Here is a 25,015-nt window from a genome sequence, read left to right as displayed (position 1 = left end):
CACCGCTTCATCACGCGGGTCACCTGCGCGTACTGGGCGCGGTCTGTAATCTCGGCGAAGTGAGCAGCGACATCACCGCGACGGCGGCCTGGCGGAAACTGCACGATCATCACTCGGCGGTGGCTGATAGACATCTCCGCGATTTCTTCAGCGAGGATCCCGGCCGTGGACGGGAGCTGATCGTCGAGGCGGGCGAGCTGCGCATCGACTACAGCAAGCATCGCGTCACGCGCGAAACCCTCGATCTACTACTCGATTTGGCCGATGTCGCCGGTGTCGCCCGGCGTCGGGACGCGATGTTCGCGGGCGAGCACATCAACACGTCCGAGGATCGTGCGGTGGGCCATGTGGCGCTGCGACTGCCGGCGGGCGTCCGGATGCCGATCGACGGTTCCGATGCCGGTGCGGCCGTGCACGAAGTACTGCGCCGGATGGGCGATTTCACCGATGAGGTGCGGTCCGGGCGGTGGCGCGGCGCGACCGGTGAGCGCATCACGACGGTGGTGAACATCGGTATCGGCGGTTCGGATCTCGGGCCCGCCATGCTCTTTCAGGCATTGCGGCACTATGCGGACGCGGGTATCTCGGCGCGGTACGTCTCCAACATCGATCCGGCGGATCTGACCGCGAAACTGGACGGCCTCGATCCGGCACGGACCTTGTTCGTCGTTGCGTCCAAGACCTTTTCGACGCTGGAGACGCTGACCAACGCCACCGCCGCACGGCGCTGGCTGGTCGCCGCGCTCGGCGAGGAAGCGGTCGCCAAACATTTCGTGGCGGTGTCCACGCACGCGCAGCGGGTCGCGGATTTCGGGATCGACACCGCGAACATGTTCGAGTTCTGGGATTGGGTCGGCGGCCGCTATTCGGTGGATTCGGCGATCGGACTGTCGATCATGGTGGTCATCGGCCGGGAGCGGTTCGCCGAGTTCCTCGCCGGAATGCACAGTATCGACCAACATTTCGTCTCCGCCCCGCCGGAACGCAACGCGCCGATCCTGCTCGGCCTGCTGGGCGTGTGGTATTCGAACTTCTTCGGTGCCCAGTCGCGCGCGGTCCTGCCCTATGCCGACGATCTGGCTCGTTTCCCGGCCTATCTGCAGCAGTTGACCATGGAGTCCAACGGTAAGTCGGTGCGCCTCGACGGCAGCCCGGTGACGACGTCGACCGGTGAGATCTTCTGGGGCGAGCCGGGCACCAACGGTCAGCACGCGTTCTATCAGCTGCTGCATCAGGGCACTCGGCTGGTTCCCGCCGATTTCATCGGATTCGCCCGGCCCACCGACGATCTCGCGACGCGCGACGGTTCGGGCAGTATGCACGACATCCTGATGAGCAATCTGTTCGCGCAGACCAAGGTGCTCGCCTTCGGACGTACCGCGGCCGAGATCGAGGCCGAGGACGGTGCCGCTCCCGGCTTCGATCCGGCACTGGTGCCGCATCGGGTGATGCCCGGCAACCGGCCCTCGACGACCATCCTCGCCCCGCGACTCACCCCGTCGGTCGTCGGACAGCTCATCGCGCTCTACGAACACCAGGTCTTCGTGGAGGGTGTGATCTGGGGTATCGACAGCTTCGACCAGTGGGGTGTGGAGCTCGGCAAACAGCAGGCACTGGCCCTGGAGCCGCTGTTGACCGCCGCCGAGGAGCCTGCGCCACAGTCGGATTCGTCGACCGATGCGCTGATTCGGTGGTATCGCGGACACCGCTGATGGGCACCGCATCGTTGTATTGTCGGCCGCCATGACCTCCGTCGCACAACATCTGCTGTGGTTTCTTCCGATGCTGTGGCTCGGAATGGTGCTGGCGATCTCCTTTCTCGAGGCACCACTGAAATTCCGCGCACCGGGAGTGACACTGGCTCTGGGGCTCGGGATCGGGCGGATCGTGTTCCGCGCTCTCAACATCTGCGAGGGCATCCTGGCGGTCCTGCTGCTCATCTCCGCGATCGTGGTGCGGCCGAGCGGGGCCACCTGGGGCTGGTTGATCGGGGCGACGGTGGTGCTGGTACTCCAGGTCGCCGTGGTGCGGCCGCCGCTGACCCGCCGCTCGAACCGGGTGCTGGCCGGCGAGGACGGGCCGCGCTCGACCGCGCACTACTGGTACATCGGTCTGGAACTGCTCATGGTGGTGGGGTTGATCGGGCTCGCGATCGCCGCAGCGCCCTGAGAGCGGACGAGTGCCGGTACCCCGGCCCCTGGGCGAGGCACCCGCACTCGGCCATCCCGCTCATTTCACGCCGACACCCGGCACATCGGCGGCACACTCCTTTTTCCGCGACGCGTCGGCGATCATCGCGGGAGCAGATCCGCGAGTGCGTCGTCCAGTGTCGGATGACGGAATCGGAAACCGGTGCGCGCCAGCACTTCCGAGGTCGCATGGCGGCCGGTGAGGCCCAGGGCCGGGTCGGTGCGCAGGAAGACCGCGCCGATCCGCAGCAGCGGTGCGGGCGTGGGCGGTGCCGGTGGGCGGCGAAGACGACGGCGCAGGGCGGTCATCAATTCCCGATTGCGGACCGGGTTCTCCGTTGCGGCGACGACGATTCCGTTCGGCAGATCGATCTCGGGATCGAGTCCGAGCCCGGCACGCACGATGGCCAGCCAGTCCTCGATATGGATCCAGCTGAACCACTGATCACCGCGCCCGACACTGCCGCCGAGGCCCGCCTTGGTCAATGCGATCAGCCGCCGCAGTGCGCGAGCCTGCGGATCGAGCACGATGGAGGTGCGCAGGATGATCCACCGCTGCGCGGCGGCGCCCTCGAACGCCGCCTCCCACGGCTGCGCCACCCCGGTCATCTGAGGGAGGCCCACCGGGAGCGGAGTCGTTTCGGTACAACGCATTTCACCGGCATCCGACCAGATCGCGGTGGTGCCGGCCTGGATCCAGTAGTCGATCGGGCGGTCGAGGGTTGTCGAGGCGGTGACCAGTGCCGCGGTGGAGTCCACCCGGCTGCGGCGCAGCATCTCGACATTGCGTGGTGTGGGCCGGCAGTCGACGAGCCGGCCGGCCAGATTGATCACGGCGAGCCGGCCTGGTCCGCGCAGGGCGTTCACCCACTCGCCCTGCGTCCGGCCGTCCCACCGGATCTGCGGGAACGGTAGCGCGGGATCGGGGTGGCGGGTCAGGATGGTGACGCGTTGCCCGCGGCAGGCCAGGTCCGCCGCGATATGGCGGCCGAGCGCGCCGGTACCACCGGCGATCACGACGTCGATCGCATCGGGGGCCGGTGCGAGACCGGCGGCGAAGGCCAAGCGCGCGAAGCTGATTCGTATGTCGGTCTGCAGCCTCGAACCGATCACCTGCCAGAAGACCGGCGCCGAGGCACCGTCGAGTTCCAGCCGCTGGGTCAGTTCGGATCCGCCCGGCCGGGCCCGCAGCGTCCAGCTGATCCGCAGCGCGCCCGCGGGTTCGGGTTGTTCGATACGCAGTTCACGGCCGGGTTCGCAGGCGGTGATGCGAAACGGCCGCGCCAGCCGCCCGTGTACGGCCGCACTCACCCCGCCGGCGGGCAGATAGTCGCCGGTGACGCCCACCGCGGGCGAGGCGCGCAGCGCCACCGAGGCGACGGCCGGATTCCATTCCGGCCACCGCGTGAGATCCCCCAGCACCGCCCACAGCCGTTCCGGCGGCAGGGCGATGAACTGCTTGTACACCGTTGTACGAGACATACCTCGATCCAACCCACGCGACCCGGTTCAGGGAAGCGTGGGCTTGCTCACCGCACCGCGAAGGCATTCGCTGAGCACGAACAACTCGACCGGCACGGTGATACACCCCACCCGGTCGTCCACGTTCGACCACACACCGGCCGCCACGGCTCCCCCACCAGCCGAGCGTGGCGCGGGCCGTGCACCGGTTCGAAGGCGCGCGAGCGCCATCCCGGCCACACGCCCTGCCGCCGGGGGCGACGCGGTTTCGGCCGCCGAATCCGTGCGGCGATTCGGGCAGCGGGCTCACACCGGCGCACGAAACCCGCTATACGACAGCGCGTTCCAGAATGGCTTCGGTGTCCACACCCACCGGCAACGTCCCGAACGCGATACCCCAGTCTCCACCGAATCGACTGGCGCAGAACGCATCCGCGACCGCGGCGTGACCGTGCCGCACCAGCTGCGCGCCCTGCAGCACGAGCGCCATCAGCTCGACGACCCGGCGGGCGCGGTATTCGATATCGGTGAGATCGGTCAGTTCCTTGCCGATGCGGTCGATGGCGTCGTCGAGGTGATGGTTGGCGCCGCGGGCCAGCGAGACCTCGTTGAAATAGGCCTCCACGGTTTCGGGCTGGCGGCCCATGGCGCGCAGGGCGTCCAGCGCCGCCACATTGCCCGACCCCTCCCAGATGGACATGAGCGGCGCCTCCCGGTACAGGCGCGGCATCCCACTCTCCTCGACATAGCCGTTGCCGCCGAAACATTCCAGCGCCTCGGCGGCGTGGGCGGGCGCCCGCTTGCAGACCCAGTACTTGGTGACCGCCAGGGCGATCCGGCGCAGCGCGGCCTCGGCCGGATCGGTGCCGGCGCGGTCGGTGGCACCGGCCAGTCGCATCATGACGGTGGTGGCGGCATCGGATTCGATCACCAGATCCGCCAGCACATTGCGCATCGCGGGCTGGTCGATGAGCTTGGCGCCGAACACTTCCCGGTACCGGGCGTGATGGGCCGCGTACACCACACCGGTGCGCATTCCGGTGGCGGAGCCGATCACGCAGTCCAGGCGCGTCATGTTCACCATCTCGATGATGGTCTTGACCCCGGCACCCTCGGCACCGACCAGCCAGCCCACCGCGTTCTCGTACTCGATCTCCGAGGAGGCGTTGGACTTGTTGCCCAGCTTGTCCTTCAGCCGTTGCAGCCGAAGGGTGTTGCGGGTGCCGTCGGGCAGTACTCGCGGCAGCAGGAAGCAGGACAGTCCACCCGGCGCCTGGGCGAGGGTCAGGAACATGTCCGACATGGGCGCGGAGGTGAACCACTTGTGGCCGACGATCCGGTAGGTGCCGTCGGGTTGCGGTGTGGCCGTGGTGGTGTTGGCCCGCACATCCGAGCCGCCCTGCTTCTCCGTCATCGACATTCCGGCGATCAGGCCCGCTTTCGACGACGGCTCGCGCAGGCCGAAATCATAACTGCGGGAACCGAGTAGCGGTTCGTAACGCGCGGCCAGCTCGGGGTTGTGGCGCAGCGCGGGGACGGCGGCGTAGGTCATCGAGATGGGGCACATGTGCCCGGCATCGGCGATTCCCCAGGTGTAGAACTTGGCGGCGCGCGCGGCGTGCGCGGCGGGCCGCTCGTCGAGCCAAGGGCTGCCGTGCAGACCGTGCCGTACCGCGACATCCATCAGGTTGTGCCAGTAGGGGTGGAACTCCACCTCGTCGACGCGATTGCCGTAGCGGTCGTGGGTGTGCAGCACCGGCGGATACTCGTTGGCCAGCCGGCCCCACTCCTGCACCTCGAAACTACCTGCCAGCGCGCCCAATTCGCGCACCTCGGCCTCGGCCCAGCCGGCGCCTTCGCGGCGCAGGCCCTCGAGCAGCGCGGGGTTGCGGGAGAAGTCGAACGGGGTGATCGGCGGAACCTGGTTGAACACGTCATGAGTGGACATCCGATTACTCCTGTTCGTCCGCGCCGATATCGGTGCGATGGTTGTCGATGCGTTCGGGGTCGGTGACACCGAGGGCGCGCAGTGCGAAGGCGACCAGTTCCGGCACCACCGATTCACTCTGCAGGCCCTGTGCCAGCGGTCCGACCAGTACCTCCCCGATCGCCCCCACCAGCGCCGTGGCGCTGGTACGCGGATCCTGTGCCGGTAGCCGTCCGCCGGCGACACCGTCGGCGATCGCGGACTCGAAGGTCTCGGCGAAGGCGCGGCGGAAGCGCAGGCGCTCGGTGTCCACACCGGCGTCGACCGGCTCCGCCAGCAGGACATAGGCGAGTTTGGGATTCTTCAGCGCGCGCCCGGCGAAGGTCTCCACCGCGGCGCTGACACGGTCGACCACGCCACCCTCGGCACCCGCCTGCGCGACGGCGGCGACCTCGCGGGTCACCACATCACGGAAGACAGCGGTCACCAGCTCGGCCTTACCGCCGAAGCTCTTGTAGACCGTTCCGGTCGCGACGCCGGCCTCGGCGGCAACGGCGGCCATGGACAGCCCCGCGAACCCTTGTTCGGACAGCACCTTCATCGCGGCATGCACGATGGCGCGGGCCTGCGCGTCGAGGCGGGCCTGCACAGCGGGGGTTCTGCGGTACGCCACACAAGAAGTGAACCACAGATTCATTTCTTGACGCAAGGGCCGGGAACGGCCGTATGGTCGACGGGGTGAGCGTACGAATCGAACGCACCGGACCGGTGTTCACCGTCGTCCTGGATCGTCCGCAGGCCCGCAACGCGGTCGACGGCCCGACCGCGCGGGCGCTGGCCGACGCCTTCCGTACCTTCGAGGCCGAGGACGAGGCGGCCGTAGCCGTGCTCTGGGGCGCCGGCGGCACCTTCTGCGCGGGCGCGGACCTCAAATCGCTCGGCACCCCGGAATCCAATCGTGCCGAGGCCGACGGCGACGGCCCGATGGGGCCCACCCGGATGACACTGTCCAAACCCGTGATCGCCGCGATCTCCGGCTATGCCGTGGCCGGTGGCCTGGAGCTGGCGCTGTGGTGCGATCTGCGAATCGCCGAGCAGGACAGCACCTTCGGGGTGTTCTGTCGACGCTGGGGAGTCCCGCTGATCGACGGCGGGACGGTCCGGCTGCCGCGCATCGTGGGCGCGGGGCGGGCGATGGACATGATCCTCACCGGGCGCGCGGTCGCCGCCCCCGAGGCCCTGCAGATGGGCCTGGTCAGCCAGGTCGTGGGCCCCGGCGAGGCCCGGGCCACCGCAGAGCGGCTCGCCGCCGAACTGGCCGCACTGCCACAAACCTGCCTGCGCTCGGACCGGATGTCGGCGCTGGAACAGTGGGGGCTGGACGAGGCGGACGCGATGGCGGGTGAGTTCCGCCACGGCATCACCGCCCTCACCGACGGCGCACTCGAGGGCGCCCAGCGCTTCGCCGGCGGGGCCGGGCGGCACGGGACCTCGGCCTGAGGGCATGGGCCGGCTGAGCGTCGTCGACGAGATCTTCCTGCGGGGCCATCGCGGCCTCGGCACTCCCAGCGCGTTGCAGGGACTGTGGCGCACCGCGGACCCGGTCGACCGGCGGCTGCTGGAACGGATCCACACCTCGCTGCGCACCGGCCCGCTCGGACGGCGGGTGATCCGGTCGCGCGTCCCCGGCGCGCGACCGCACTGGCGGCGCAACGACGCGGCCCATCCACTACGTATCGCCGACGGCGCGATCGCGTCCGCAAACCTGCTGAGCTGGGCCGATGATCAGGGGCACGACCTCGATCCAGAATACGGACCGGGCTGGCGGCTGTCCGCGGCGGCACTGCGCGAGGGCGGGTCGGTGGTGGTGCTGACCTGTTCGCACGCACTGACCGACGGCCGCGGTCTCGCCCTGGCGGTCGACCACGCCCTGTCCGGGGCGCCGGTCACCGAATACCCTGCCCTGCGATCGGACTGGTCGGACGCGCGCGGGCAGTGGGCGACGGTGTTGTCCGGAACCGTTCGCGCGTTACGGCACGGCGCACCCGAGCGGCCCGGCCCCGTGGCGCCCCGCAGTGCCGCCGAACTACCGAGTGCCGGTGCGGTACTACAGTTTCCGGCGGCGGACTGGGACCTGGCCGCCACCGGACGCGGGGGAACATCCAACAGCCTGTTCCTGACCGTCATGAGCCGATTGCTCTGGGACAGTGGTTTTCCCGATCCACGCATCCAGGCCGCGGTCCCCGTCGACACCCGGAACGACCGGCGGGTCGACAACGACATGGCGATGACCGAGGTGGCGGTGGAGCTCACCGACACTCCGGCGACACTGCGCGAAAAGTGCCGGACCGCATACGAATCCGGCATCTCGGCCCCAGCCGGTATGCCGCCGGAACTTCTGCAGGTCCTCCCATCGCGGGTCGCCCACCAGCTGTCCCGCGGCGCCGGTGAACGCGACATCCTGTGTTCCAATATCGGCTCCCTGCCGACCGCGCTGACCCGGCTGGGCCCCCACCACTGCACCGGTGTCGCCGCCCGCGCCATCCACCCCGGACTCGCACCCACCGCACTGCCCCGGACCCGGCTCTCGGGCTACCTGTGCCGCATCGGGCACGACTACACCCTCGCCCTGGTGAGCCTGGACCCGGACCGGATCGAATCGCCCAGGGCCCTGGGCGATCTCGCGCGGGCGGCGTTCGACCGCCTGCAGATCCCGGTCACGCTCTGGTGAGCGCCCGGCCGTCGTCCAGGCGGGTCACCGCGACGACCGCCGACAGCCAGGGCGACCTGGCGAAACTGTGGGATGGGCCAAAGGTCTACACACGACAACCGCGCCGCTCGCTCACATCGCACGCGCGCGCGCTCGGATGTGGGCCGGGACGTCGCTCTCGTGCGCGAGATCGGCCGACGGAATCGGTGCGCCGAAGGTCGTGTGCACCGGAAGTATCCCCGCCCAGGCCGGGCTGTCGAGGTCGGCCGGATCGTCGGACGGGTCGCCGGTGCGGGTCTTGACCGACGCTTCGGTCAGGTCCAGAGCCAGCACGATGGTGGCCGCCGACTCCTTCTTGTCCGGCGGGCGCACGGTGTCCCATGCCCCCGGTGCGGAGTGTTCGACCACCGCCCGCAGCGCCGCCGTGCGCTCGTCGTCGTCGGTGATCTCGACGGGGCAGCCGTGGATCACGGCGGAGCGGTAGTTCATCGAGAAGTGCATGGCCGCGCGGGCGTACACGATGGCGTCGACCAGGGTGACCGCCACCGAGATCTCACCGGTCAGCGCCGCTCGAAGATTTCCGGCGCCGGTGGATCCGTGCAGATACAGGGTGTCGCCGATGCGGCCGTAGATCGTGGGAATCACCACCGGGGCACCGCGCAGGGTGACCCCGAGATGACAGATCAGACCCTGATCCAGGATGTCGTCGAGGGTCGCGCGGTCGGTCGCGGCTCGGCCGCGGAGGCGTCCGACGGTGCTGCGTGCTGTCGGGGACAGTGGGCTTCGGGTGGCCGCGGTGTCGGTCATACTGCCAGCATCTACGCTTGAGTGGCATTACTGAATATCCAATTCAGCAGGATTTTGGAAGTCCACTTCGACAGTAGGAGGCGCGGTGCAGGAACTGCCGCTGTCCATCGATCGGAGTGCGGCACGTCCGCTGGCGGTGCAGGTCGCCGACGAGCTGCGCGCCGCGGCCACGGCCGGCCGGTTACGTGGCGGCGATCGGCTGCCGTCCTCCCGGGCCCTGGCCCGGCAACTCGGCGTCAGCCGGACCGTCGTCACCGCCGCCTATGACCAACTGCATGCCGAGGGCTGGACAGCGGGACGCCACGGCTCCGGCACCTATCTGGCAGCGGCCCCCGCGACCGTTCCGGAATCGACCGAACCACAATTACTTTCGGGCCACGACTCAGGGCTGCTGGATCTGACTCCGGGCACCCCCTGCGCCGAGGTGATCGACCGGGCCGCCTGGCGCCGGGCTTGGCGCGCTGCCGGAGATCACGCACCGTCGATCCGGAAATACCGCGCCGGTGACCCGGACTACCTCGCGGCCGTCACCGAACATCTGCTGCGGCACCGCGGCCTCACACCGGGCCGGGAGTCAGCGATATCGGCAACCGCCGGAACCGGTTCCGCGGTCTGCGAGCTCGCCCGCGCCCTGCTGCGGCCCGGCGATGCGGTGGCCATCGAGGACCCCGGATATCAGCGGGCGGCCGGTGGTCTGCGCGATGCGGGCATCCAGGTGGTACCGGTTCCGGTGGATGCCGGCGGGATCCGAGTCGACCGGATTCCCACCGGGGTGCGCGCCGTGTACTGCACTCCGGCGCACCAGTTTCCGCTCGGTGCTCGCATGCCCGCGCGGCGCCGCGTCGAACTCGTCGACTTCGCCCGGCGTATCGGCTCCTGGATCATCGAAGATGATTACGACGGCGAATTGCGCTACGACAGCGCACCTCTGCCGCTGCTCGCCACCCTGGCCCCGGATCGGGTGATCCACCTCGGAACCACCTCCAAGATCCTGTCCACCACACTCGGGGCAGGCTGGCTGGTGGCACCCGTCGATGTCGCCAAAGCGATACTGGCCCATCGGGAGTCGACCGGAACCGGGCCGGCCGCCGCGGGCCAGCTGGTGGTCGCCGAACTCGCCCGGCACGGTGATCTGTCCCGCCACCTCCGCCGGCTGCGCCGCGATATGCCGTCGCGGCGAGCACTGGTGGTCGACGAACTGCGGGCCCGCGGACTCGATGTGCTCGGTGACCACGCGGGTTCCCATGTACTGGTACGACTCGGTTCGGCAGCGGCCGAACAGCAGGCCGTCGCCGGGACGCAACAACGCGGGGTCCAGCTGGACGCACTGGCGCGCCATCACATCGGACGTCCGCACATCTTCGGCACGCCGGTGGGCTACGCGGCGCTGCCCCGCGCCGAGCTTCGGCAGGCGGTGGTCATCGCTGCGGAATGCCTGGCGACCGTAGACAATTGAAAGGCCGGTCGCACCTGTCACGCAACGGACATTCCCAACCCGGGAAAGCGGCCCTTCCGCTGGGATGATTACCCCGTCGATCGAGTTGTGAACGGGTGCGCCACCGGTTGGGAGTGGCGAGGTAAGGCTGGCGATGAGTCTCGATGTGCTACGGGGGCTCCCGCCTGTCGTGGTCGAGTGCCTCATCGGCTATGTGCCGCGCGCCGACGAGAGTGCCCTGCGAGCGGTCGGCGATCACTGGGGCCACACCGCCACCGATTGCCGGGACAAGGCCGCGCAGCTGGACACACTGGCCGACCGGACCGCCGCGACGAGTAGCGGACAGACCAGCCGATCACTGGTCCAGCAGTGCCGCAACACCGCCGACAGCTTCCGCACCCAGGCCGGGTACTGCGACAGCCTCGCCAAACAAGCACACGAACAAGCCATGCAGAGCGAACTGATGAAGCTCCAGGCGTACGCATTCGGGCTGATTCTCGCGGGTTCGCTGGCCAGTACCGCGCTGACTCTCGGCGCGACCGCGGTACCCCAGCAATACTTCGTCCGCGAGGCGACCAAGCGATCCCTGTCGAACTGCTGGAAGGGACTGCTGGAAGTCATTGCCACGCACGGCCTTCGCTCTGCCGCGGAACGTTCGGCCATGCAGTTGGCGGTACGGGCGGGCGTCGTGGGGATGTTGCAGATCGGAGTCATCGACGCCGGCGTCCAGGCGTATCAGATCCACGAGGGTCACCGCGACACGTTCGACGAGAAGTCCTTCGCGGTGGCGGCGGGCGCGGGACTGGCCGGTGGTCTCGCGGGTGGGGTGGCGGGCCATTGGCTGGGAAAACGGTTGATGCCGAAGACCATCGCGCGAGCCGAACTGGCCACCACCGCACCACGACGAACACTCATCCAGCTCGGCGGCGCCGCCACCATCGGCGCCGGAGCGGGTCTCGTGGGCGGCCTCGCCGGAACCGTCGTCTCGATCGCCGCATCGGGTGGCGAATTCACCTGGAAGACCGTGTCTCAAGGCCTGCTCCCGGCCGTCACCTCCGGATTCCTCGGATCGGCGGCGTATTCGGCGCGCCAGATCCGGGTCTCCACTCGCACACCAGAACTACTCGCCCCGCCGACCGACCGCGCGGCGGCGACGCGCGAGGCGGAAGCGATGCTGGACGAGCACGGGCTCAATCCGGAGGTGGCCACACTCCTGGAACAGATCAAGGCCGCGCACGTGGAGTCGGGCGCGGCGCCGCGGGCAAAGGATACGACCTCCTACGGCGGACGCCGGGAAGTCGCGGGCACGAAGGCCCCGGCTCTGGGCAAGCTCCCGGCCCGACCGTGGTGGGAGAGCAACCGCACCGGCGAGCACGAGGGTGCGAAGGTCGCGAAGGCCCACGCTCCGCTGGCGGATCGCCCGATCAATACCGTTACCCCCGAGGACATTCGGATCAGAAAGCCCGAGGTGGAGTCGCCCGCGCCCGTGGCACCGGCCGAGCATCCCGCACAAGGGCAATCCAAGTCTGCGGCGGCCACATCCGCTCTCCCCCCGAACCGTTCCGAAGCACCTGTTGTTCCGCGCACGGTCGAAGCGGAAAACTCTGCGGCCGAACCAATTTCGGCGCCGAAGCCGGGAGACGAGGTCGGTGCCGGACCGGATCCCGTCAGCACTCCGAAGCAAGCCGATGGTGAAACATCGGAATCCGCGAACACGTCCGCGGTACAACCGAAGTCGACAGACGAGCCGACCCTGGAGGCGGGCGAGGGCACTCAGTCGTCCGAGCCCGCTGCGCCGACGGACGTTTCCGCACAACCGAAACCGGTGCAGAAGACCGACGCCGGGGCCGATGGGCCCGTGGTGCCGCAGTCCGCCGACGAATCCGGCAGTCCCGCAGTGCAATCGGTCAACAGCACCGCACAATCGGAGCCGGCGGCACCGCCGGTCATCGCGGATTCCACCGGCCCGGCGGTAGCTCCGGACGGTCCAACGGCGAAAACCCCTGCCGCCGGATCGGAGTCGCGTATCGCCGCGGCGGCCCCGCTGGGCGAGGGCGAGCCGTCGAAAACGTCGAAGTCCGGTGTCGAGCTCGACGGGCCGCGCAATGTCACACCGGTCATGGCCGATGTGAGCCGCGTCGGTCTACCGCCGGTCCAGGCCCCAGCCTCGGGCGGCGACCTTGCGCCGGTCCCGGCCGACGCCAGTCCCGCCGAGGCGAAGAAGCACGTCGAAGAACAGATCGCGCGTGAGGAGCAGCGCGCCGCCAAGCTCCGCGAACGCGAAGTGGACCGCCTGAAAGCGTCCGAGGAGAACCGAGATGACGCCGAGCGGGCGGTGGCCGAGAAGAAAGCCGCGCTCGAGCAGGCCGGTGAGCAGGAGGTATCGGCCCGCCGCGCGGCCGAGCAGGCTCAGACTGCCCGGGAATCGCGTGCGACCGAAGCGCGCGCCGCGGAACGCGCGGTACAGGAAGCGCGCCGTCGTGTCGACACCGCCGAACAGGAGGCGCTGACCGCCAGCGAGCAGCGCGGCGCTGCCGATCAAGAAGCACGTGCGGCACAGCGCCGCGCCCGCGCCGCGCAGAGACGGTTGCTCGCGGCCGAGGAAGCGGTGAGCGCGGCGCAGGAACAGGTGAGGGTCGCCGAGGAAATGCTGACCCGAGCGCGCGAAAATGCCATCTCCGGTGAGGAATCCACCACCAGAGCGCATGAGGAGGCTCGAGCGGCGCACGAGCGGGCGCTGGCCGAGCGCGAGCGCGCGTTGAAGGCCCAGGAACGGGCCCGGACCGCCGACGAGCGGGCCCGCAGCGAACGCGACCGGGCCGTCGCCGCCCGCGAGGAGGCGCGTACCGCACAGGTGGAGGCCTTCGCGGCTCGGGACGAGGCCATCGCGGCTCGCGAGCGAGCCGCCGCCGAACACCGGGAGGCAGAGACCGCACTCGCCACCGCCGTCGCCGAGCACGACGCCGCGGTCGTCGCCCACGAACAGACCATCGATGCCCGCGATCGCGCATCCATCGCACTCACGCTCGGGCAGGACGCGTATCGGGCGGCGGTCGCGGCCCGTGAGGTCACGATCCGAGAAGCCGTGATCGCGTTGGTGAAACTGTCCGACGAGGCGGGTGTGGCACTGATGCGGGCGTTCGAATCCGGTGCACTCCCCGATCGCAAGGCCGTGTTCGATGCGGTGGCGAAGGAGCGGGTCCGTGCCCCGCTGGCCGCGGCGCGGGCAATCGGCTCCATCCGCGAATTGTCCAACGCGATAGGTGATCACGGACCGATCGGCCAGACTCGCGCGAAAGAACTGATCGTCACGATCACCAGCGGCAGAATCGACGAGCGCATCGCGGCGATGACCGAATGGATCGCCCGCGGTGACGATCGCCATCGAATCGCCCGCGAGACCCAGGTCGCGACCTTCCTGGCGCTGGAACACGGTCCGGTCGACATGAAGACCGGCGAAGGCAAGACGCTGGTGATGGTGATGAGCCTGGTCGCCGACGCCATCGACAACGGCACCGCCCACGCCTGGACGAGTAGCGATCTGCTGGCCGGCGAACTGGCCGGCGAACTGCACGACTTCGTGGTGCGGCCGGACTCCGATGTCGGTGTCGATATCGTCCGCATGGACCAGGACGGGCCGCTGCCCGAGCTGCCCGAGGGCCGGCGTCGAATCGTCGTCGGCACCAAAGAGGACTATGTGTTCCGGGCGCTGAAGGTCGCCAACGAGATGGTCGACCAGCTCGGCGCGGCGGGTGCCTCCAAGAACGAGATCGATGCCCTGCGGATGTGGCTGAACGAGAAACCACCGCTGGACGCCATCAAGAAGCAGCTCGACCTCGCGGCTGCCGATCACGGGTTGGAGCAGCGCTTCGATCCGTTCCCCGGCGGCAGGCTCACCATCGACGAATTCGACTCCATCTACGACGGCCAGGTCGAATGCGTTCTCTCACCCGAGGCGGCCAAAGACGCCGGCCCCGAGCGTCGCGCCCTGTTGGAGAAGATCTGGACGAACCTGGAAGTCGCCGAACGCGACCACGGCCTGACCGCAGCCGATTTCGGCCGTCCGGAGAACACTCGCGGGATGTGGGCGTCGCGCACCACGGAGACCGCGATGGCCAAGCTCGAAAAGGCCGCGCGCGCGCCCATCACACCCGAGGACGCGGAGCTGTTCGCACACGCCGCCAATGCCCGCTGGGGCGTCGAGCGAGGAACGCACTACATCGTCCGCGAGGAGACGGCCGACGGCGAGATCGGCAGCGGCGCCACAGCGGGTGCGAACGGCAAGCCCGAAACCGTTCGCAGAATCGGTCCCTTGGCCTCCGAGACCACCGACAAACCACAGTGGGACCGCACGAAGTCGACCGAGGTCCGCTGGCAGGGCGTGGGACAATTCGTCGAGCTCAAAGAGGGCGCTACGATCCGGGCCGAGCAGGAGCATTCCATGCGCATGTCGCCCTGGCAGCTGATCGGCAGCAAGCTGCTGTTCCGCCCGAAGGGAATGTCGGGCACGCTCAAATTCGTCGAGAACGCGCTCTACGACGATCTGGGCGTCGGCCCGGTCGCGGAGATGCCGCGTTTCTACGAATCACAACTGCAACTCCTCGAACCCATCTTGCGGAACAACACTCAGGCCAAACTCGAGCAGATGGCGCGCGACATACTCACCGACGCCGAGATCGTCTTCGACGAGAAGACCGGTACCTTCCGCCAGACCGGGCTACCCCAGTGGGTGGTCATGCTGGACAACGGCGAGATCCGCGGCGACCCGCAAGCCGGGCGGCGGGGATTGCTCGACTGGATCAACGTGGTCGGGAAGGAGCAGTACGGCGGGGACTTCCAGCTGAAGTACGAGGTCGTCGACGCGGACTTCTATGGCGAACACGGCGGCAGCAATGCCCGGGCGGAGGCTCTGGTCCGCCAGAAGATCAAAGAATTCGGCGATCTCGGCACCATCTACATCACCAACAAGGACGGCACCCGCGGCGCCGACCCGACACCATCGCAAGCGGCGATCGACCGGGCCAAGGTGCCCACCGCGGACGGCGAGCCACGCGCACGGGGCGGCGTCCTGGGCAAAACCTCCGGCGGACCGGCGTATTCGGAACGAGTGAACCAGCAGGTCGACGGACGTCCTGCCCGCAGCGGCTCCGGCGACGACCGCGAGAACGGTGGAACGCCCGGCAGCACAGTGCATTACATCTCACCCGAGGACTTCCGCAGCACGGTCGCCGACAACGGTGTCGTCCAGCAGATCGTGCTCTACCAGAAGGCCAGCGAAAACCACACAGCCGCCGAACGCGTACTGCAGACACACGACTCAGCGGAAAACCGCGAAAAGGTCGCCGCCGCCGCCAAGGCCAAGGCCGCCGCCGAAACCATCCTTCTCGAGCAAGCCGTACCCGCTTCGAAGGCAGCCGTCGAAGCGAATCTGCTGGCCTCGCGCCACGGCTCGACCTACCAAGCTCACGCACCACCGGCGGCGAACCAGGACACGGCCCAGACTCCACCGGCACAACCACCCCCACAACCACCACCCCAGTCGTCGCCGGCCACGGGCTCGGCCGACCGCACACCGGCCACGGATTCCGGCCAGAATGCCGATCGTGGCGCGGACTCGACCCCCGATGCCTGGCAGCAGGCCCGGGAAGGCAAATCCGGCGCATTCGTCACCCTGCTGGTTCAGCACGGGCAGGACCTGCAGGCGAAGATCGCGAACACCCTCGGCTGGGATCCGAAGGGCTCCGCCCCCGCACCGGTCCAGCAACTCACCGAACGCCTCGTTCTAGCCGGATTCGGTGCGGCACAACGGAATCAGTGGATCGTTCCCGCTGATGCCACACCCGATTCCTGGCTGCTCGAACAGGCACAGAACGCACTGCTCGACGGTTTCGGTCAGTTGGCCGACACCGTGCCCATCACCGATGCGCTGGCCGCCGTACGGGCCGGTGCCGAACTCACCGCCCAGCAGAACAGCGCGATCACACAGCTCACCGAGGCAGTCGCCGAGCAATTCGCCGATGTCGACTTCCAGGCGCTGATCGACCCGACCGAGACGAAACCCGCTCCGGAAGCGACCCCGGAGAGCGATGATCACGAATCATCCACGGCCCCAGCTTCTTCCAATCAGTTCGGCGCCTCGCAGGCGAAGACCGACCCGGATGCCGCCCCGCCCGGGATGGACAGCGACACGGTCTGGAATCTGCGCACCCTGCGCCCACGACTGGTGGCGGCCTACCGCGACGACGACCAATTCTCCGGTGCGATCGCCCCCCTGCTCACCGTCCTGCCTCTCGCCGCACTGCAGCAGCAGCTGGAACAGCTCACCCCCAATCAGCGCGAGGCCCTGGACCTGCGTTATCGCCGCGGTCAGCGTGGCCTCAGCAATGAGCAGGCCGCGCATTCCCACAATGCCCACGCCACCGCGGCGGACCAGTGGCAACCGGCCACCATCCATGCCCTGACCGTCGGTGCGCTCCATCGCCTCGCCCGATCCCTGACCACCGCAACGGAAGTCACGTCGAGCCAGCCGATTCTCACCGAGACCGAAGCCGCCGCCGTCCAGCTCTTCGCGACCGGGACGCCGAATTCCGTCATCGCTCCTCAACTGGGTGTGCCCCACGAACAGGTACCCGCTCTCGCCTCGGCCATCGGCACCACATTCGGCACCACCACCATTGCCGGCAGTGTCACCGAAGCCATCCGCTACGGCTACGTCGACCCGACCTCCATCGAGATGCCGAAACGTCCCAGCGCACTGGATATCTCACCGATCCAGCAGCAGGTCGTGACTCGTACCGCCCAGGGCCGTGGCGCGGCGGAGACCGCAGCCGAACTCGACATCTCCGAAACGAAGGTCCGCAACTACCTCACCGATCTCGGTCATCGGTTCGGCACCCGCACTCCCGCGGCCTCCACGGCCACCGCCATCCGCTCCGGACTCATCGACATCTACGCACCGGACTGGCCACAGCACCAGCGGGTTGTCACCGCACCGGCACCGGCACCCGCACCGGTCGCAGCGCAACCGCAGGATCGCGACACATCCAACCCGGACGTACCACCCCGCGGCGCAGGTGACGACCGAACCTTCCAGCGCGCACTCGCCGCCGCGCACGCCACCCTCGACGACTCCCCCGAAGGGGTAGCAGCCCGTAGCGCTCTCATCAACATCCCCCAGGAGATGCTGCAGCGACACCTCGATCAGCTCCATCCCAGCCAGCGCCACACCCTGCTGCTGCGCTACCAGCGCGGAATGACCGAACAACAGATCGCCGCGGCACACAACGCCGACGCCACCACCGCAGACCACTGGCAGCCGAATACGGTGCGTGCCATCGCCAACGGCGCCCTGCACCGCCTGCTGCGCTCCATCACGACGGCATTGTCGACCACCGCCACGGGACCGACCCTCACCGACGAACACACGACTCTGGCCGGGCTACTGGCTCTCGGCACCCCCAATGCCGTCATCGCCCGAACGCTTCGCGTGCCGGCGCACCTCGTGCCGGACCTCATCCGGAAGCTCGAACCCATCCTCGGCACCACCACCATCGCCGGCACCGTGACCGCGGCCATCCGTCGCGGCGATATCGATCTCACCACCATCGCACCGCCGAAAAGCTCTCGCGCGCTGAATCTCTCGCCGAACCAGACCGCCGTGCTCACCGGCACCGCGCGCGGGCTGTCGGCGACCGAACTCGCCGGCGAGCTCGACATCCCCGAGGCAAAGGTCCGCGGCTACCTCACCGATCTGCGACACCGCCTGGGCACCAGCACACCCGGGGCCACCGTCGCCACCGCCATCCGTGCGGGGCTGCTCGACGTCCACGCCCTCGACGGGGTGCGGCACCAACCCGCTGCCACCGTCCTCGACGCACCGTCGGTGGCCGAAATCGAGGTCGGCGGATCACCGGACAGGACAACGAATTCCGAGCGTTTCGCGGTCGCCGCTTCCGAATCCACCGCCCTGCCGAGCCGCCGTCATACCGGCGCCAACCGGCCCGGCTATCCGGAGCCCGGCACACCGGCGCACGCCACGTCCCTCATCACACAGGCCATCGCCGCGCAGATATTCCGCACCTTCGATATCGAAGTCGTCGGCATGGACAAGGCGGGCATGACCGTGCACACCGCGTGGTCGATCCGAAACGCGATCACCGACGCGATCGCCGAAGACCCGACCCTTCGGATCGACGCCATCGTCGTCGGGCCAGTGAATCTCGCGGCCATTGCCGAGTTCGGACAATTTCGCTGGCTGGCGAAGGCCGATGATCCCGCTACCGTGGAAGTCAAGAGCGTCGTATTTCTTAACGAGGCCTACTTCTGCAATTCGACGTTCCTGCACGATTCTTCCCGCCAGGGCATCATCCAGGGATCCAAGCAGGAAAGCACCGGGAATGCCGCGTACGACGCACTTCGCCACGAATTGGCCCACGCGCAGGCACGAACCTCGCGACCGACGGAATCCGGGCCGCCATCGAAGTCGGTCCTGGACGAACTCCGGAAACGCCGGTCCGCCGACGGGCGGGACATCGAAGAACTCCCGCCGGATTTTCGATTCGACAACAAGCGCGTCTACCGAGATTGGCTGGAGCCACGAGCATTCCCGTACCTCTACGAATACTATCGAGGCCTGCTCGAGCGCGACGATATCGCTCGTGAAATCTCCTTCGAAAATTGGCTCGAAGGGCTGGTCGACTACAGCACGCACCGCTGGCGCAGGTCCGAGGGCGACTACCTGCTGGCAGCTTTCGACTCCTGGCTCCTGGAATTCGATCGCAAGATCCTGCCGGGGCTGAACTCGCTGCTGCGGGCAGCCGGCATCGCCGCGACCACCGACGATGAAGTCGGCCGCGACGCGCTCCACAACGCATGGTTCGAACAACTCGACGGCAGGACCCGCGAGCGAATCGGCGACGATGCGACGACACGAAAAGCCTTCGACGCATGGATGAACCGTCTGAAGACGACCCCCGACGAACCACTCCCGGCGAAGGCCGACGAAGAGCTCTACAACACCCCCGGACACCTCCAATTCCAGCAATGGGTTCACCCATATGCCCGCGAAGCACTCGATGCCTGGCTCCGCGACCACGGCATCGAGCCAATCGGCGCCGAGGGCACACGAATCGGCAGAGGCGAGATCTACGCAGCCTGGCTGAACCAGCTGGACCCGGAAACGAAGAAAGACCTGGAAAGCGCGGACGCGAACCTGGAGCGGTACCTTCCAGAGCAGACACTCGCCCTGGGCGACCAACGGGTATTCAACCCGACCGAAGCCGTGGCCGAGGCACACGAACACGGAAGCCTCGACGATCCGAAACAACCCTCCTACGCGCTGTATGCACTGCGCACCGGCCACACCGTGGCGGAGGCACTGGCGCGCGAACCGGAACGCAGGTGGACGGCCGCCCTGGCCTGGAAGCCGGAGCGCACCCGGCGAGACTTCACCGACGCATCCGGCGAAATACCGGCCGCCACCGAGTTCCGACCGAGTGTGGCCGAACGCGGATTCCTCGCGAGCTTCGCGAATGCGGTACGGGCCGGGAAGTACACCCAAGAATGGACCGAGGGTGTCGACGGCAAGAAGCGCGGCGATATCGCTGACATCTCCGGTTCGGTCGACCGGCAGCTGATCGCCGTGCACGGCGAGTTGCCCGTAATACCGACAGGATTCGCCGAGTGGGATGTAGCACCCGACATCGCGGCGGCTCGGGCCCTGCATGCCGTCGCCGAACTCGCGCGCCGGCGCGCCGCACTGCTTCGATCGGTGCGAGATGTGCTCAGCGACGACAACGGGCTGGCGGCGGCGCTCGGGCTCGGATCATGGGTGGCCACCGGCGCATCCACTGCCGCACTGGATCTCGCCGACCTGGAGCAACGGATCGGGGCGGTGGCTCTCCCCGATCAGCCGGCGGCCGTTCGTGATGCGCTGACCGCACTGACGAACGAGATCGAGGAGGCACGCGACCGGTGGACCGATCTCGATGCTCGCTCGGTCGTCGCGCGGGCCGCAGCGGCAGCGCTGGTCGTGGGCGATGTCGCCGCGGCCCTGCAGGGCGAATCACTCGGCAAGAACGCACGATTCGTCAACGGCACTCGAATCGAGGTGTTCCATCCTCCGGGCCACCCGAGCGAGCTTCCCCGGCTGCTCGCCGATCTGCCCACGCAGCCCGCGGTCACGGTCCTGGCCCGGCAGGTACAGGTGGACGCCGTCGGCCGAGTGCTGGTGCAGGACCGTCCGCCATCGGTTCGGGAATCCATGAAGCGACAGCAGGAACTGCTGTGGGCCGGCCGCGATCGGATCGGCAAGACGTCGTGGACAGCGATCCGGGCCGACGACGTACGCGGCCGGGCAATGCCGCTCCGGACGCTGTGGCCGAAGCTGGTGGGCACCGAAGCCGTGGGCAGCCTGCCGATCTGGGGCCAGCTGATCGACACGGCTTCGGGTCATCTCGCCGCGACCTGCCGCGAGGTGGACGAGCAGTTCCCGCTCACGCCGGACCCGGACCTGCTGACCGGGCCTCGGCAGTCGCGGCAGGCCGGGCTCCGGACAGCTCTGGAGATACGTTCGAACGCATTGCGGACCACCCGGATACAGGCCGCGGCCGATGCGGGCCGGCAGCTGCTGGATCGATTGCCAGGCGAGCGAATCGGTAACTGGGCCATCCTCGACGGCGACCGGCTCACGGTGGTCTCACCGTACAGCGATTTCAGCACCTTCCTGCCCGAGCAGATGTTGAATACCTTGACGCAGGCCGGAATTCAGATCGATTTCCAATTCGTCTCCGTCGACAAGCGGGGCGAGGCCACCGCACACATCCTCCGATCGCCGACGCCGCCGGATCCCGCCGTCAGCGCCCGCCGCGGAGAGTTTTCCGACGCGGTACGCGAACATGCCGCCGGTGTCTCGCAGCAGCTCGATGAGCTGCTGCGGCCACATGGGTTCGGCCTCGACGCCGAAGCACCGTCGACATACGCCGAAATCGAAAGCCTGCTCGACGCGCGGGTGGCCGAACGCGAACGCACCCGATCGGCGCGGGACCGGTGGCGCGCGGAGTCGGATCGGCTGGCGGCACTGCTGAATTCCGGTGCGGAGCAGAATCACTCGGAGGCCCGGACAGCGCAGGCAGCGGCGGAGGACCGGGCTGAACAGTTCGGTCGCGAACTCGACCGGCTCGATTCCGCTGTGGCCGCGTTGATGCTGCGGATCACCCGGATCGCCGAAGCCGAGCGGACCGACGGGGAGTCGGCCCGCGGCGAACTGCCGGCCGTGTTCGGAAAGCCGGGACTCTCCGGCATCGACGTATGGAAAGACCTGCAGGCCAAGCACATCGAGCGCATGTTGGATGCCGCCAGGGCGACCCTCGAGCAATCGAGGCGAACGGGAACGCAGGAGATTCTGAGCGCGCTCGAGGAGATCGATGAGCAGCTCGCTCCCACCCCGCCGCAATCATCGGACGAGAAATCGAGGAAGGGGACCGATTCCGCCGGCACATCGGGGCGGCGGTTTGACTCCCTACCGCTGACAGTCGCCTCCTTCGCCACCGGCGGAACAGCCATCATGCCCGCGGACGCCGACCTGGTGTTCGAAGGCCCGCTGGTGGCGGGACGATCCGACCCGCAGCCACAAACCCGCTCCTTGCCGCACAGCCCCGTCGCGCTGCCGAAACAGGTGCTCGATTGTGTGCCATGGGTTTCCCGCATACTCCACGCTCTCGGCAACGACGCCGCCCGGCCGTTCGCCGAACTCGGTCGACGACTACCGGCGGACCTCGAAAACAACATCGAGGCCGGACTGAGCAAGGTCCGCAACCTCGCACCCGGCGCGAAGGACCCGGTGCGAGCCGCCTGGGAAGCCGTCGCCCACGACCCCCGTGTCGACACCGCGGTTGTCGTCGTCGGACAGGGCGACCGAGCACACGCCTACGTGCTGACCGATATCGAAGGCGCCGTCTACGTCTACGACAACCTCATCGAGGGTGGTCGGCACCGGATGCGCCCGTACGAGGATTGGACGCCGCAGTACACCCATCCGGACTACGCCTACCAAGCCACCTTCGAGAATGTCGGCGGCAGCCTCGTCGCACGAAACGAACCGCACACCAGCGAAGTCGAACCCCGGCACGCGCAACAAGAAGTCACCGGCCCGGCCGACGAGCCCGAACAACCTCAGCCGCAACAGAACCCACCCACTGTCAGCCCCAGAAACCTGACGCGCTTCCTGGGGCTGAGGGCCCTCGGAACATTCGGCCGCACTGCGGCCAACGCCACACCTGACGAACGGCCCGATACCGCCGAGGTCCCCACCACGGAGGCCGACCCCGGCTGGAAGTCGCTGCGCAAGGATGCGCTCTACCGACTGGTGACCGCGAACAAACTGTTCAGTGCCATCGGCGAAAACATCACCGATGTCGGTGTGGGGATCGTCCTCATGGACACGGCCGGACCGGAAGCGGTCGGCGCGCTCGGTGTCGCCAGGCTCTCGATGATCGGCTGGCGGCTGGTTGCCGGTGTGATGGGAGCGCAGTACGGCCCGGTGACGATGATGCGTATCGGATCGGGCCTCAATGTGGTGGCAGGCGGTGTCGCCGCCGGGGCGATCGTGGGCGACATGCCGCATCTGACCGAAGTGCTGATCGGGACCTCCATTCTGAAAACCGGAGGCTTCGAGCTGTACAGCAGCGTCGCACAGAGACTGCAACTCACTATCGCCGGCGATGATCGGAAGAGCGCACACACCTCGATCAACCAGCGCCTCGACTTGGTGCCGAATGTGGTGGGCAAGACGGTCACACCGGCGCTCGTGTCCCTCGCGGCTCCGACGATATTCGTCCTCGACGCATTGGTGGCCGCGTGGGATGTGGGGACCAACCACAAATTCCGGCACGTTGTCGACCCCAAGGCGCCGACTTCGGGTCGGACCGGCCCGCTCGACGGATTCGCCGAGGCGCTACACGGCGTGCGCAATGATCGGGTTCTCGTCCGGCACATCCCCTCCCACATGGGATGGATGCTCCTTTTCGGCGTCCAGGGGGTTACCGTCCCCCTGACAGTCGTCCAGCAGAACGACTGGCTGAACGCGGCGCTGCTCGCCACGGTGCCGGTCGGCGCTTGGGTGGGAACGAAAATCGGTGAGCGACGCCTGAACAATTCCCGGACCAAGCCAATTCGGCTCGGCCCGCTCCGTGAGCCCAGCACCGTGGATGAATGGACCGTCGCCCGAACCATCGGGACTGCGGCCGCGGCCACAGCGCCACTTGTCGTCCCAGGCACCGGCGGTCTGGCCCTCAGTGTCGGAGCATTGTGGGTTACCGGGGGCGCCGCCGGGGCGGCCTATCTGCATTACGCCAACGCGGGCATGGACCCCGCGCTGCGCGTTCGCGCCTCATCGATCATAGCGGCGCCCGGAAATACCGTCACTGCCACCGGATTCGGGCTGGGCGGCCTCGCGGTCGCGTCGCTGGGCGTCCAGGCAACCAATTCGCTGACCGCGGGTGTCCTCATCGGCGCCGCCGCCATCACTGTCGCCGCGCACCGCAAACGCACCCGTCGACGTTCGCGCGAGGAACTGCTCGACGACGGCCTCGAGCGCACCGCACGAACCCTGTCGGCCACGGGCCGAGGCGTCGCGACCACACGCCGCGACAGGAAACGAAGCCGCAAGACCCTCGCCGCGCAGATCAAAGCCAACCTCGTCGAATACGACCTGTCCACACCGACCACCGACGAGCGATTCTTCGAGACCCCGGGCCTTTTCGGCCCCCTCATCGACGAGGTCAAGAATGCGGAAGCCACCGGCGTCGACACCCTTGTCGCCGTCGTCGACGGCAACAACGCCACGCACATCTTCACCATCGTCAACACCGGCCCCGGCAAAGCCCTCATTTTCGCCACCGACAGCGAGCACAGCGAAACCAGCACCGGCAAGACCGAACACCTCCGCGTCCGCCCGGGCATCGACGCCGACGAGTTCATCCACCCCTTCGGCGCCGTCCCTCACGTCCGTGTCGCCCGACTGCCTCGGACTACAAGGGCCGCACTCGATGACACCACGCAGGCACCGGCCGGAACCGTTGCACCCCAACAACAATCGGCCATTGCCACTCGGCACGAACTCCCCACCGAAGTGCTCGAGTGCATGCCCTGGATCACGCACATGCTCCGCGCCATCGGCATCGACAACACCGACCCGGGCAACGCCACCCGACACAACCGAATCAAAGACACCGAAGCCAACCTCGGCACCCACCTCAAACCCGTCACACTCACCGACTTCGACAACCCCGCCCGCCACGCCATCGAGAAACTCGAGAAAGACTCCACCCTCGACACCGTCGTCACAATCGTCGGCCACGACAAGAACAGGAAGACCGGACGAAAAGCCAACGCCCACATCTACTTCGCCACCCGAATCGGCGACCGGATCTTCGTCGCCGACAACCTCGTCCCTGGCGGCAACCACCGGATCCGCCCGGCATCCACCG

The 25,015-nt window shown here is 68.1% G+C and carries 10 protein-coding genes (1 of these 10 only partly in view); 6 read left to right on the top strand and 4 right to left on the bottom strand.

Annotated elements, in window-relative coordinates; all coding sequences use genetic code 11:
• Nucleotides 1-59 precede the first annotated feature (59 nt).
• Both pgi and AB0L57_RS23440 read left to right on the top strand, forming a co-directional pair.
• Nucleotides 60-1,712 (top strand): glucose-6-phosphate isomerase, encoded by a 1,653-nt coding sequence (pgi, locus tag AB0L57_RS23445; RefSeq protein ID WP_364966496.1) that lies wholly within the window; start codon nt 60-62, stop codon nt 1,710-1,712.
• Nucleotides 1,713-1,743: 31 nt separating this feature from the next.
• Nucleotides 1,744-2,169, top strand: coding sequence for a hypothetical protein (locus AB0L57_RS23440; RefSeq protein ID WP_364965892.1), 426 nt, complete (start codon nt 1,744-1,746; stop codon nt 2,167-2,169).
• A gap of 122 nt (nt 2,170-2,291) precedes the next feature.
• On the opposite strand, the gene AB0L57_RS23435 is transcribed toward AB0L57_RS23440, so the two are convergent.
• The 3 genes from AB0L57_RS23435 to AB0L57_RS23425 form a co-directional block, all read right to left on the bottom strand.
• Nucleotides 2,292-3,671, bottom strand: a complete 1,380-nt coding sequence (locus AB0L57_RS23435) for a DUF1731 domain-containing protein (RefSeq protein ID WP_364965890.1) — start codon at nt 3,669-3,671, stop codon at nt 2,292-2,294.
• A 307-nt stretch (nt 3,672-3,978) separates the two neighbouring features.
• Complete coding sequence (locus tag AB0L57_RS23430; RefSeq protein ID WP_364965888.1) at nt 3,979-5,598, bottom strand: acyl-CoA dehydrogenase family protein; 1,620 nt, start codon at nt 5,596-5,598, stop codon at nt 3,979-3,981.
• A gap of 4 nt (nt 5,599-5,602) precedes the next feature.
• Nucleotides 5,603-6,250 (bottom strand): TetR/AcrR family transcriptional regulator, encoded by a 648-nt coding sequence (locus AB0L57_RS23425; protein ID WP_364965886.1) that lies wholly within the window; start codon nt 6,248-6,250, stop codon nt 5,603-5,605.
• A 53-nt stretch (nt 6,251-6,303) separates the two neighbouring features.
• Between AB0L57_RS23425 and AB0L57_RS23420 the strand changes: the two genes are divergently transcribed.
• Together AB0L57_RS23420 and AB0L57_RS23415 are read left to right on the top strand one after the other, a co-directional pair.
• Nucleotides 6,304-7,077, top strand: a complete 774-nt coding sequence (locus AB0L57_RS23420; RefSeq protein WP_364965883.1) for a crotonase/enoyl-CoA hydratase family protein — start codon at nt 6,304-6,306, stop codon at nt 7,075-7,077.
• 4 nt (nt 7,078-7,081) lie between these two features.
• Nucleotides 7,082-8,308 (top strand): hypothetical protein, encoded by a 1,227-nt coding sequence (locus AB0L57_RS23415; RefSeq protein WP_364965880.1) that lies wholly within the window; start codon nt 7,082-7,084, stop codon nt 8,306-8,308.
• 111 nt (nt 8,309-8,419) lie between these two features.
• Here the strand turns inward: AB0L57_RS23415 and AB0L57_RS23410 are convergent, their stop codons facing one another.
• Nucleotides 8,420-9,094 (bottom strand): pyridoxamine 5'-phosphate oxidase family protein, encoded by a 675-nt coding sequence (locus AB0L57_RS23410; protein WP_364965877.1) that lies wholly within the window; start codon nt 9,092-9,094, stop codon nt 8,420-8,422.
• Between the two features lie 85 nt (nt 9,095-9,179).
• Here AB0L57_RS23410 and AB0L57_RS23405 point away from each other — a divergent pair, with 85 nt between their 5' ends.
• The gene (locus tag AB0L57_RS23405; protein ID WP_364965874.1) at nt 9,180-10,550 is read left to right on the top strand and encodes a PLP-dependent aminotransferase family protein; all 1,371 of its coding nucleotides are present in this window, start codon (nt 9,180-9,182) and stop codon (nt 10,548-10,550) included.
• A 133-nt stretch (nt 10,551-10,683) separates the two neighbouring features.
• Nucleotides 10,684-25,015: part of a LuxR C-terminal-related transcriptional regulator coding region (locus AB0L57_RS23400; protein ID WP_364965871.1), annotated on the top strand (this coding region is incomplete at its 3' end). The annotated region continues 19,903 nt past the right edge of the window; the window shows 14,332 of its 34,235 annotated nt.

It is taken from the genome of Nocardia sp. NPDC052254, assembly GCF_040679495.1.
Lineage (GTDB): Bacteria > Actinomycetota > Actinomycetes > Mycobacteriales > Mycobacteriaceae > Nocardia.
This window is presented reverse-complemented; position numbering and strand designations above follow the sequence as displayed.